The organism is Terriglobia bacterium, assembly GCA_020072785.1.
GTDB lineage: Bacteria > Acidobacteriota > Terriglobia > Acidiferrales > UBA7541 > Acidiferrum.
Genome location: JAIQGG010000001.1, coordinates 284,347 through 296,714 on the forward strand (window position 1 = coordinate 284,347; position 12,368 = coordinate 296,714).

The window sequence follows — 12,368 nt, forward strand, 5'->3', positions numbered from 1 at the left end:
AGATCGTTGGTGGAGCCGTCGTAGTAGCGGTTGGATGTTTGGCTGCGCAGGATGTAGAGGGAAGCCACGGCGGTGTAGATGGTAGGCCCGTGGGGGCTCGAACCCCAGACCTCCACCGTGTCAAGGTGGCGCTCTAACCAACTGAGCTACGGGCCTAAATCCCACTCAGTTTAACACGAGTGAGATAGTGTTACGGAATAGGAAGGATTGGAACCTAGACCCGGGCGACCGGGCCGGCAAGCTGCGGGGAGGCAATTGAAAGAGGCAAGAGCTGGGGCGGGGGAAAACGGACCAGGCTTGTCCAACTTGTTGCAAGAGTTAACAGTGCGGGCGTTTTTTTATTTGACGCGAACATGTGAACGTGGTATTTCATAGTTGCCCTTCTAGCAGCCTGTTCGCGAGTGAGTTTTTCGCGATGGGAGCACTTGTGAGGAACGATCTCTCGCAAGCCGGGTTTCCCGTCTCATTCCGAACACCCCCGACAATTTGGACAACTCTTTTCTATTTGTGCGGCCTGCGGACCGCCAAAGGAGTTCCACGATGCACTCGAAAGTACGTTTACTCATCGTTCTGCCACTGCTCCTCGCTTGCGCCGGGATGCTGGCTTATGCCACGGCCGGCGCGGGGCAGACTGCCAACCATGAGGCCGGACCTGGGGCCGCACAGGACCAGGCGCAAGCCGCAGCGCCCTCGGGGGCGGACGGAGATTATGTAGGAAGCGACACCTGTATAACATGCCATCAAGATCAAGAGCGCCGCTTTAAGAACACCATCATGGGCAAGGTGATGGCCAATCCCCGGACGCCCCTGGAGGCCCGCGGTTGCGAAGCGTGTCACGGGCCGGGGAAAGCCCACGTGGAAGCCGGCGGCGGCAAGGAAACCATACCGCTGCGCTTCGGCAGGGATTCCAAGAACACGGTCGCGGAGCAAAACGCCGCCTGTCTGGAGTGCCATTCGCGCGGCGGGCGGCTGTTCTGGAGAGGCAGCCCGCACGAATCGCGCGGCATGGCCTGCGTGGACTGCCACCAGGTGAAGCAGGAGCTGCATGTCGCGTTGTCTACCGAAGGCCGCTACAACGCTCCACTGTCGGAGAACCGGGGCGTAAAGAAGTCGCAGCCGGAGTTGTGCCTGCAATGCCACCAGATGCGGCGCGCACAGCTGCAACGCTCCTCGCATATGCCCTACCGCGAAGGCAAGGTGACCTGCACCAGCTGCCATAATCCGCACGGCTCGCCGAATCCCAAGCAACTTCTGCAGAGCACGACCAACGAGAATTGCCTGAGCTGCCACACGGAGCGGCGCGGCCCCTTCCTGTGGGAGCACCCGCCGGTAATGGAGAACTGCGCCAACTGTCATGAGCCGCACGGCACCAGCAACCCGGAGTTGCTGAAGGTGCGCATGCCGCGCCTCTGCGATTCCTGCCACGTGGCCACGCGTCACCCCACGCAAGCGCAGCCCCTGGGTTCGATCAAGAATTTCAACCGCGGCTGCACTAACTGCCATTCCGCCATCCACGGGTCGAATCACCCGTCGGGCGACAAGTTCCTACGCTAGGAAGGGAGAGCGCGAAAATGAGAAAATTCACGCCGTTTGCAGTGTTGGCAGCCTGGGCGCTCCTGTTGTTCCCGGCGGGCGTCCTCGGCCAGGAGCAGACCACCGAACATGGGAGCGTCGATTTCGGGGTCCGGTACTCCTGGGGTGACGTCTATGGCCGGCCGGATCTCGCCCTCGATCCATGCCCGGCCTGCAGCCCGAGCGACCCTCTCTATTCCGGCCAGGGGCACGGTAGCCCGTTCGAACCGGCCTTGAAATCCTCGAAATATGGCGAGTACCGCGATTTGCGGGACGGTCTCTATATCCGCCGCTTCGACGTCAAGTTCGAAAACGTGCGGGGCACGAAGAATTACGTGGCCCTGCAATCGCAAAAGTCGTTTTACCGGGACCAGAGTTACCTGGCGACCTTCGGGCGGTACGGCAAGTTCAAGATCCAGTTCCGTTACGATGAGATCCCGCATACCTACAGCAACACCACGCGCACCCTGTTCACCGAAACCGCGCCGGGTGTGTGGAGCTTCCCAACGCTGATCCGGCAAACGCTGCAGGCCACCACCAGCGGCAATCTCCCCTCGGTGATCAACACCCAGGTGGTGCCGCAGTTCAACTTCATCACGCCGTCCATTATCCGCAAGGCGGGAACCGCGCTGCTTTCCTACAATCTGAATGCGAACTGGGACCTGAATATCCTCTTCCGGCGGGAAAGCGAAAAGGGCACGCGGCCCATCGGGCTGATCATGAACTCCAGCCCCAGCGCCAGCGCCACCGGGGGTTATGGCGTCGAGCTCCCGGAACCCATCAACTACTTCTTCAACACGCTGCGCATGGGCACCGAATACGGCAAGCGAAGCTGGGCCGTGCAGGCCGCCTACATGGGGTCTTTCTTCCAAAACAACACCAGCACACTGACATGGGACAATCCGTTCCGGCTCACCGGCGAGAGTGCGGGCAATCCGCTCACCGGGCGCATGGACTTGTACCCCGATAACCATGCGAATTACCTGATGTTTGCCGGGGGGACCGATCTGGGCAAATACCTGCATCTGACGGGCAGCCTGAGTCCCGGCTGGCTGCGGCAGAACGACTTTTTCCTGCCGTACAGCACCAACACGGCGCTAACATGCGGCGACGCACCACAGCCCTGCACCTCGCTCGCTGCTCTGCCCGTGCCGAGTCTCGAGGGGAGCAAGCAGACCCTGGCCATGAATTACACCCTGACAACCACGGCCTGGAAGAACTTCGAGTTGAAGGCGGCCTACCGGCACTACGATTACAACAACAACACTCCGGTGCATGCCTTCACGCCCGCGCAGGGAGATGCCACGCAGACGGCGCGGGACCCAATCACGAACTTTCCCTTAACCGAAACGGAAAACACTCCGTTCGGCTACAACCGGAAGAACCTGGACGTGAGCGGCAACTGGTTCTTCACCAAGCTGAGTTCCTTCAAGATCGGTTACGAGACGGAATGGCTGGACCGCGTGCACCGCGACGTGGGACATACCCTGGAGAACACGTTCGTCACGGCCCTGGACCTGAGCCCCAACAAGGACCTGCTCTTCCGGCTTTCCTACCGGCACGCCAATCGCAAACCGGATTTTTACCTGGATGACGTGTCCGAAGAAATCTCGGGAGGCATTCCGGTGGACAGTCCCTACGCCCGGCGGTTCGACGAAGCAGCCAGAATGCGGAACAGCGCCGATGGCCTGCTGCAGTACAGTCCGCTGGACAAGCTGACGCTGTCGGCCTTTGGGGGCACGCTGCAGGACGATTACAACCGGTCCGGCGGCGTCAACAGCGCCACGCCACTGAACTTCCTCACGGGCGCGGCGGCCACCACCAGTCCTTATTACCTCTACGGAGTGCTGAAGGACATCTCCTACAACTATGGCTTCAATGCGGATTACGCCATAACGCCGGACGTGACCCTGTTTGCCGAGTACTCGCGCGAGAGTTACCACAAGCGGATGATTACCCGCTATCGCGCTCCGGAACAAGGCGCAACGGGGGCCTCGAACGGCTGCGGCCCGGACACCGCGCTGACGGCCAACCGCGGCGCGTGCGACACCGCCAACAACGACTGGGAAAGCACATCCCGCGAACGAGTGGACATCTGGTCCGCGGGTGTTGACACCTATGTGGGCAAGAAGGCCTATATCACCGCCTACTACTCCCTGTCGGCGGCGCGAGGCAATGTCTTCTCGAGCTTTCTAGGCGACCCCATCAACCATCCCAACCTGCCGCTCGCCAATGATCCGGACCGGTTTATGCTGGTGGGCACGAACTCCGCCACGCCCTACCCGGAGACGGTCAACCGCAACCACGAAGTTGTGGTTATCTTAAAGTACAAGCTGACGAAAAACTTGCTGCCGAAAATCGAGTACCGCTACCAGCAATGGGATAACAAGGACTACCAGACTTCGCCCATGACGCAATACATGGGCTGCGTGAGCGCGGCGGGCCCGCCCCCAGGAAGCGTGGTTGGCTGTACCACTCCGCTTCTCACCAGCGCCACGTCGGCAACCCCGGTGGGCGTCGTCAGCCCCTTCTATCCCGGCTTCGTGGTGGGCGATAACTCGTCAGCGCGGTTCCTGTTCCTGGGTGTGGATCAACCCTCGTACCGGGCCCATTACCTGACCGCCACGCTGGAGTATCATTTCTAGGAGTCTTGCAATCCTGGGGACGGGTGGAATAGCCTGTCCCCAGCTTTATCCTTCAGGAGGAAAACAGAATGAACTCAGCACGGAGCAGGAGAGTGGCGGTCGGGGCGATAAGCCTGGTTATGCTTGCGTTGCCGATCACTTCCATCGCCGCCGACGAAGGCGCTGATCTGTTCAAGGGCAAGTGCGCGATGTGCCATGGCCAGGACGCCAGCGGCAAGACGGCCATGGGCGAGAAGATGAAGATCCGCGACCTGCGCTCGGCGGAGGTACAGAAGCAGACGGACGCCGAACTGGAAGGCATCATCAGCAAGGGCAAGGAAAAGATGCCGGCGTACGGCAGCAAACTGAGCAAGGAGCAGATCAGCAGGCTGGTAGGCTTCCTCCGCGAAGCGGGCAAGAAAAAGTAAATCTCTGGCAGCCATTCGCCAGCAAAGAGCAGAGCCATAATGGAGACTCGGGAACCGCTTCAGGTTCAACCAGCACGCCGCCGTGTCGTGGAAATCTTACTGGGCGGCGGGCTGATGGCTTCGATCGTATCGTTTCTCTATCCCGTGCTGCGCTACCTGGTGCCGCCGCCCGTGCCGGATCTGGGCGGGGACGAGGTGGTGGCCGGCAAAGTGGGTGATCTGAAGGCCAACAGTTCGAAGATCTTCCGCTTCGGGAACCGTCCAGCGCTGCTGCTGCTAACCGCGGAGGGCGAGTACCGCGCGCTCTCCGCTACCTGCACGCACCTGAGCTGCACGGTGCAGTACCGCAGCGACCTGCACGAAATCTGGTGCGCCTGCCACAACGGCATGTACGACCTGAACGGGCGGAACATCTCGGGGCCGCCGCCGCGGCCGCTGGAGACCTATCAAGTGCACGTACGCGGCGATGAAGTGGTGGTCAGCCGCAAGCGGGGGGCCTGAGGTGAAGCTGCTGAAGCACGTGCACAGCTGGCTGGACGAGCGCTTCGACTGGGCGGAACTGACCGCGCCGCTGCGGAAGAAGTCGGTGCCGGTGCACGGGCTTTCCTACTGGTATTTCCTGGGCGGGATCACGCTGTTTCTATTCGGGGTGCAGATCTGCACGGGAATCCTGCTGCTGCTGTACTACCGGCCGAGCGCCAACGAAGCGTTCGAAAGCGTGCAGTACATCATGACCCGGGTGCAGTTCGGCTGGCTGGTGCGCTCGATCCATTCCTGGGCGGCGAATCTGATGATCTTCACGGCGTTCGCGCACATGTTCAGCGTGCTGTTCCTGCGCGCCTACCGCAAGCCGCGGGAGCTGACCTGGGTCACGGGGATGATCCTGCTGTTCCTGGCCATGGGCTTCGGGTTCAGCGGCTACCTGCTGCCGTGGAACACGCTGGCGTTTTTCGCGACGAAAGTGGGCACGGACATCGCCGGGCAGCTGCCGGTGGTGGGCAAGTGGGTGATGATCTTCCTGCGCGGCGGGGAAGAGGTGACCGGGGCGACGCTGACGCGTTTCTTCGGCTTCCACGTGGCGGTGCTGCCGGGAATCACCACGGTGCTGGTGCTGGTGCACGTGCTGCTGGTGCAGAAGTTCGGGATCAGCGTGCCGCCAGGGGTGGAAGCGCGCTGGAAGGCCGCGCCGGAGCAGGCGCGGGAGATGAAATTTTTCCCCAGCTTTTTCCTGCGCGAGCTGATGGCCTGGTATATCGCGCTGGCCGTGCTGGGGGCGCTGGCGGCGTGGGCCCCGTGGGGATTGGGCACGAAGGCGGATCCCTTCGCGCCGGCGCCCGTGGGCATCAAGCCGGAGTGGTATTTCCTGTTCATGTTCCAGTCGTTGAAGCTGATTCCGGCGAAGGTGTGGCTGGTGGACGGGGAGTTGCTGGGGATTCTGGTGTTTGGCGCCGCCGGGATGCTCTGGGTGCTGCTGCCGTTCTTCGACGGATGCAAGAACGGGCGCGGGCGGCGGATGATTATGGGAGCAGGCGTGTTTGCGCTGGGGTTCATCGTGGCGATGACCATTTATGGCTATGTGGCGAAATAAGCGGCTGTACCAGGTGCTATGGCTGTTGCTGGGGACGGGATGGCTCGCGGGGGCGGCCTCCGCGCAGACGACGAACACCTGCGCGGACTGCCACGGGGCGCTGGATCCGCCGCTGCAGGTGACCGCGGAACAGTTCGCCGCGGACATCCATGCGCAGAAGGGGCTGACGTGCGCGAGCTGCCACGGCGGCGATCCCAGCAAGGCGGACATGGACGCCATGAGCAAGGCGGCGGGGTTCCGCGGCAAGGTGGAGCGGAAACAGATTCCGGAGCTGTGCGGGCGCTGCCACTCCGATGGCGCGTACATGCGCCAGTACAACCCCTCGCTGCGCACCGACCAGTTGAGCCAGTACAAGACCAGCGTGCACGGCAAGCGGCTGGCGATGGGCGACACCAAGGTGGCGGTGTGCACCGATTGCCACGGCGTGCACGGGCTGCGTCCGGCCAGCGACACGCGCTCCAAGGTGCACCCGCTGAATGTGGCGGAGACGTGCGCGCGCTGCCACGCCGACGCCGCGTACATGAAGAGCTACGCGATTCCCACCGACCAGTTCGCGAAGTACAAGGGCAGCGTGCACTACGAGGCGATGACCGTGCGCGGGGACCTGAGCGCGCCGACGTGCACGACGTGCCATGGCAATCATGGCGCCGCGCCGCCGGGGGTGGGCACGGTGCAGAACGTCTGCTCGAACTGCCACGTTTTCCAGTCGCAACTGTACGAAAAAAGCTCGCACCGAGCGGCCTTTCAGAAAGCCGGGCTGCCGGGGTGCGTGGTGTGTCACGGCAAGCACGACATCAGCCAGCCCTCGGACGCGAAGCTTGGCGGGGGCCCGGAAGCCGTGTGCATGCAGTGCCACAAAGCCGGGGATGTCTGCGATCAGGCGCGGGTAGAAATCCTGGGCAGCCTGACGCGTCTGGACGGAGCCATCAAGAACGCCGACCAGGTTCTCGCGGACGCTGAAGCTTCGGGCATGGAGGTCAGCCAGGCCCGGCTGGAACAGGATCAGGCCCGGGATGCGCTGACCAAGGCGCGGGTTTCGATCCATCGTTTCCGGGTGGAGCCGGTGGAGCAGGATGTGCAAGCGGGGCTGAAAATCGCGGCCAAGAACCTGCAAGCGGGGAAGGACGCGCTGCGCGAGCGCGGCTACCGGCGCATGGGGCTGGGCTTCGCGCTGTTGAGCATCCTCGTGGTGCTCGTGGGGCTGCGCCTGTACATCGGGAAGATCGAACAGAAGGCGCGCTAAGTCCGCGGAGAATGCGCCGCGGCAAGCGCGGGAGTTCCGGGAGGCGTGCAGGTGCGCCACCCCAGGAAGTGCGAAGGGAGAAGATCATGACAATTCGAGGGAACTGGTACGTGAAGGCAGTGGTGGTGATGACGGCGCTGGCGGTGATCTTTCTGCTGAGCGCGCCGGTCCAGGCGCAGGGCGCCGGGGAGAAGGTGTATAAAGCGAAGTGCGCCATGTGCCACGGAGCCGACGGGGCCGGAGCCACGGCGGCGGGCAAGGCCATGAAGGTGACCAGCCTGTGTTCGGACGAAGCCAAGAAAGCCAGCGACGCCGAATGGACGGAACTCATCGTCAAGGGCAAGAACAAGATGCCCGCGTACGACAAGAAGCTTAGCGAGGCCGAAATCAAGGACGTCATCGCCTACATGCGGGGCCTCTGCAAGAAGTAAGGCGGGCCCGGCGGCCCGGGCAAGAAACCCTGCGGTATCCGGCAGTCCCCGGCGGAAGCAGCGCCGGGGACTGCACTCTGCCTGCGTGAAACGGCAAGGGCGAAAAGGCAGCAGCTACCCTCCATGAGACTGCGCGAGAGCATCCGGGACTGGATTCGGCTGGTCTACTTCCTGGGGCAAAATTTTATATCCCTGCTGGGCGTGGTGCTGACCACGAGCAGCGCGCTCACGCTGCTGGCCTTCTGGTTCTACGAAGTCCTGTTGACCGGTCCAGTCCATCCGTACATTGGCATCCTGCTCTTTCTGATCCTGCCGGGCGTTTTTGTGTTCGGGCTGGCGTTGATTCCGGCGGGGATCTGGGTGCGGCAGCGCGGGCTGCGCGGGCGGGAAGCGCTGCCGCTGCGCTACCCGGCGGTGGACTTCAGCGTGCCGTCGGCGCGCCGGGCCTTCTGGCTGGTGAGCGTGGCCACGATGCTGAACCTGCTGATCGTGGGCACGGCGTCGTACCGTGGCGTGGAGTACATGGACACGACGCAATTCTGCGGGCAGACCTGCCACACGGTGATGATGCCGGAATTCACGGCCTATCAGAATTCGCCGCACTCCAGCGTCTCCTGCGTGGAATGCCACATCGGACCCGGGGCGGGCTGGTTCGTGCGCTCGAAGCTCTCCGGAGTGCGCCAGGTCTTTGCGGTGACGCTGCACACGTACTCGCGGCCGATTCCGGCGCCGGTGAAGTTCCTGCGGCCGGCACGGGAGACCTGCGAGCAATGCCACTGGCCGCAGCGGTTTACCGGCGACAAATTCCTGGTGAAGACCAAGTACAAGGACGACGAGAAGAACACGGCGCTGACGACGGTGCTGGTGATGAAGATCGGCGGGCGCACCTGGCAGGGCTCGGTGGGGATCCACGGGCGGCACCTGGACGCCGGGTCGCGCATCCGTTACGTCTCCATCGACGCGCAGCGCCAGGTGATTCCGGTGGTGTATTACACGGACGACGCGGGGAAGACCGTGGAGTACGTCTCCAGCGACGTGAAGGTTACGCCGGAACAACTGGCGCAGGGCGAACACCGCACGATGGACTGCGTGGACTGCCACAACCGGCCGACGCATGCGTTCGAGATGCCCGACGGGGCGGTGGATAAGCGCATGGCGGAAGGGCTGATCAGTCCCGAACTGCCGTACATCAAGAAGAAGGCGGTGGAGCTGCTGAAGGCGGAGTATCCGGACCGCGACGCGGCGCGGCAGCGCATCGTCAGCGAGATCAGCGAGTACTACCGGGCGAACTACCCGCAGATCTACCAGGCGCGGCGCACGATCGTGCAGCAGTCCGCGGAGCAAGTGGCGGCGATCTATGAGCGGAATATTTTTCCGACTATGCGCCTGACCTGGGGCACGCACCCGAACAATCTGGGGCATAACGATTTTCCCGGGTGCTTCCGGTGTCACGACGGCAGCCACACCAGCGCCGACGGGAAAACGATCAACAACGATTGTTCGGCGTGCCACAACCTGCTGGCGGTGGAAGAAGAGAACCCGAAGGTGCTGACCGACCTGGGGATGAAGTAGTCGGCGCGGAAAGTCCAATCGTGCTGGAAACGAAGGCGCAGCGGATTCTGCGGTGGGCGGGCGGGGTCGCCCTCGTCCTCGCCGGATTGTTGTTTTACCCGCCTTTCCCGGCGCGCGCCGCAGACTCCGCGCCGGGCGGGGAATGCCTGACCTGCCACGGCGATAAAGGCGCGACCACGAAACGGGCCGGCAAGACGGTCTCGTTGTACGTGGACGCCAGGATGTTTTCCGCCTCGGTGCACGGCAGCCTGGGGTGCACCGGCTGCCACGCCGACCTGGAAGGCAAGGACCTGCCGCACGGTGTGCCGCTGGCGCGGGTGAACTGCGGCACCTGCCATGCCACCGAGCAGGAGCAGCATGCGCGCTCGCTGCACGGCAAAGCAGTAGCCCGCGGCGACCCGCTGGCGCCGCGCTGCAAAGACTGTCACGGCAACCATGACATTCTTCCAGTGAAAGACCGGCAGTCGGCGGTGGCGCCGCTGAAGGTGCCGTTTGTGTGCGGACGGTGCCACCGCGAAGGTACGCCGGTGCAGCGCAACCGTCCTATCCCGCAGCAGAACATCCTGGAAAACTATTCCGAAAGCATTCACGGGGAAGGCCTGCTCAAGAAGGGACTGGTGGTCGCGCCCAACTGCGCCACCTGCCACACGGCGCACTTGATTCTGCCGCACACGGATCCCGACTCTTCCATCGCCCGGCGAAACATTGCGGCGACCTGCACGCGGTGCCACGCGCAGATCGAGGAGGTGCACCGCAAGACGATCAAGGGAGAGCTGTGGGAGAAGGAAGCGCACGTCCTGCCGGCCTGCGTGGACTGCCACCAGCCGCACAAGATCCGGAAAGTTTTCTACCTGCAGGGCATGGCCGACGCCGACTGTCTGCGCTGCCACGCGAACGAGCGGCTGAAACGCGCGCGGGACGGGTTGTCGCTCTACGTGAGCGTCACGGAGCTGGCGGGCTCGCGGCACGCGACGGTGGCTTGCAGCCAGTGCCACTCGGAGGTGAACGCCTCGCGCGTGCGGCCCTGCGAGACGATCACGCACAAGGTGGACTGCACCGCCTGCCACGACGAAATCGGCAAGCAGTACCAGAGGAGCACCCACGGGCAGCTTCTCGCCAAGAATGATTCCAATGCGCCGACTTGCAAGGAGTGTCACGGGACGCACGGCGTGCTGGGCAAGATTAATCCGCAGTCGCCGACGTTCGCGACCAACATTCCGCGGCTCTGCGGGCAGTGCCACCGCGAGGGGCAGAAGGCCGCCGAGCGCTACACCGGACGCCAGCACGAGATCCTCGAACACTACACGGAGAGCATTCACGGCAAGGGGCTGCTGAAGAGCGGCTTGACGGTGACCGCGACCTGCACCAGCTGCCACACGGCGCATCATGTCCTGCCGCGCTCCGACCCCGAATCGAGCGTCAACGCCGCCAATGTGCCGACCACCTGCGGGCGCTGCCACCACGGCATCGAGGAGGAATTCGAGAAAAGCATTCATGCCCGGGGACCGGGGAAGCCGGGCAAGGATCTGCCGGTCTGCAGCGACTGCCACACCGCGCACTCCATCCGCCGCGCGGATGAGGATGCCTTCAAGCTGGACATCATGGCCAAGTGCGGGCGCTGCCATGAGGCCATTGCCAAGACCTACTTCGACACCTATCACGGAAAAGTGTCGCGGCTCGGCTATACCAAGACGGCGAAGTGCTACGACTGCCACGGCGCGCACGACGTCCTCGCGGTGACCGACCCGCGCTCGCGGCTGAGCCGCGCCAACGTGGTGGCCACCTGCCAGAAGTGCCACCCCGGCGCCACCCGCCGCTTCGCCGGATATCTGACGCACGCCACGCACCACGATCCCCGCAAGTATCCCTTCCTCTTTTTCGCGTTCTGGGGAATGACGGCGCTGCTGGTGGGCACGTTCGTGGTCAGCGGCCTGCATACGCTGCTCTGGCTGCCGCGCGCATTCCAGATGCGCCGCGAATTGCGCGCCGCGCAAGCGGCCAAGGCGCGGTTGGCGGGAGCGGAGGGTGCGGCACCGGCGGGGGGCGAGGCACAAGAGCGGCAGTTCGTGCGCTTCACCCGGCTGCACCGGATCATGCACACGGGCATGATCGTAAGCTTCATGAGCCTGGCGCTGACCGGTCTGACGCTGAAGTTTTCCTACACCGGCTGGGCGGTGGTGCTGTCGCGGCTGCTGGGCGGGTTCCAGACCGCGGGGTACATCCACCGGGCCGCGGCCGTGGTGATGTTCGGGATTTTCGTCACACACTTGGCGGACCTGCTGCGCTTGAAGAGGCGGGAGTACGGCTCGTGGCGCGCGCTGCTGCTGGGACCGAACACCATGCTGCCCACGCGGCGGGATCTCGCCGAATTCGCGGGGACGCTGAAGTGGTTCGTGGGGCTGGGGCCGCGGCCCGCCTACGGCCGCTGGACCTACTGGGAGAAATTCGATTACTTCGCGGTGTTCTGGGGGATCGCCATCATCGGCTTGACGGGCCTCAGCCTGTGGTTCCCGGTGCTCTTCACGCGGCTGCTGCCGGGCTCGTTCATCAACGTCGCCACCATCATTCACAGCGACGAGGCCCTGCTGGCTACGGGCTTCATCTTCACCGTGCACTTCTTCAACACGCACCTGCGGCCGGAGAAGTTCCCCATGGACATCACCATCTTCACGGGGCGCATGCCGCTCGAGGAGTTGCGGCGGGACAAGCCGCGGGACTACGAGGCCCTGGTGGCCAGCGGCAAGCTCGAGGAAAAAATGGACGTGGCGTATCCGCCGATCGTCATTCAGACGATCCGCGCGTTCGCGTGGATGGCGCTGGCGACGGGCTTCAGCATCGTGCTGTGGATCGTTTACGCGATGCTGTTCGCGTACCGCTAGGGGAGGCGGCGATGGGCGGCGGAGGAAGGTG

General features: G+C 63.6%; 9 protein-coding genes and 1 tRNA gene. 9 read left to right on the plus strand and 1 reads right to left on the minus strand.

Annotation, left to right across the window (positions count from 1 at the left end):
- Positions 1-79 precede the first annotated feature (79 nt).
- A tRNA-Val gene (locus tag LAN61_01225) sits at positions 80-156 on the minus strand.
- 441 nt (positions 157-597) lie between these two features.
- Between LAN61_01225 and LAN61_01230 the strand changes: the two genes are divergently transcribed.
- From LAN61_01230 to LAN61_01270, 9 genes are all read left to right on the plus strand, one after another.
- The gene (locus LAN61_01230; protein ID MBZ5539118.1) at positions 598-1,554 is read left to right on the plus strand and encodes a DmsE family decaheme c-type cytochrome; all 957 of its coding nucleotides are present in this window, start codon (positions 598-600) and stop codon (positions 1,552-1,554) included.
- Between the two features lie 17 nt (positions 1,555-1,571).
- On the plus strand, positions 1,572-4,217 hold the full coding sequence (locus LAN61_01235) for an MtrB/PioB family outer membrane beta-barrel protein (protein ID MBZ5539119.1): 2,646 nt from the start codon (positions 1,572-1,574) through the stop codon (positions 4,215-4,217).
- A 68-nt stretch (positions 4,218-4,285) separates the two neighbouring features.
- On the plus strand, positions 4,286-4,624 hold the full coding sequence (locus tag LAN61_01240; GenBank protein MBZ5539120.1) for a cytochrome c: 339 nt from the start codon (positions 4,286-4,288) through the stop codon (positions 4,622-4,624).
- A 36-nt stretch (positions 4,625-4,660) separates the two neighbouring features.
- The gene (locus LAN61_01245; protein MBZ5539121.1) at positions 4,661-5,125 is read left to right on the plus strand and encodes a Rieske 2Fe-2S domain-containing protein; all 465 of its coding nucleotides are present in this window, start codon (positions 4,661-4,663) and stop codon (positions 5,123-5,125) included.
- Positions 5,091-6,212 carry a cytochrome bc complex cytochrome b subunit gene (locus LAN61_01250; GenBank protein ID MBZ5539122.1) on the plus strand — a complete coding sequence of 374 codons (1,122 nt, stop codon included), beginning with the start codon at positions 5,091-5,093 and terminating at the stop codon, positions 6,210-6,212. The genes LAN61_01245 and LAN61_01250 overlap by 35 nt, the downstream gene beginning before the upstream one ends.
- Positions 6,193-7,455 carry a cytochrome c3 family protein gene (locus tag LAN61_01255; protein ID MBZ5539123.1) on the plus strand — a complete coding sequence of 421 codons (1,263 nt, stop codon included), beginning with the start codon at positions 6,193-6,195 and terminating at the stop codon, positions 7,453-7,455. The genes LAN61_01250 and LAN61_01255 overlap by 20 nt, the downstream gene beginning before the upstream one ends.
- 86 nt (positions 7,456-7,541) lie before the next feature.
- Positions 7,542-7,886, plus strand: a complete 345-nt coding sequence (locus LAN61_01260) for a cytochrome c (protein MBZ5539124.1) — start codon at positions 7,542-7,544, stop codon at positions 7,884-7,886.
- A gap of 123 nt (positions 7,887-8,009) precedes the next feature.
- Positions 8,010-9,458 carry a NapC/NirT family cytochrome c gene (locus LAN61_01265; protein ID MBZ5539125.1) on the plus strand — a complete coding sequence of 483 codons (1,449 nt, stop codon included), beginning with the start codon at positions 8,010-8,012 and terminating at the stop codon, positions 9,456-9,458.
- A 20-nt stretch (positions 9,459-9,478) separates the two neighbouring features.
- Positions 9,479-12,337, plus strand: coding sequence for a hypothetical protein (locus LAN61_01270; GenBank protein MBZ5539126.1), 2,859 nt, complete (start codon positions 9,479-9,481; stop codon positions 12,335-12,337).
- The last annotated feature ends 31 nt before the right edge of the window (positions 12,338-12,368 follow it).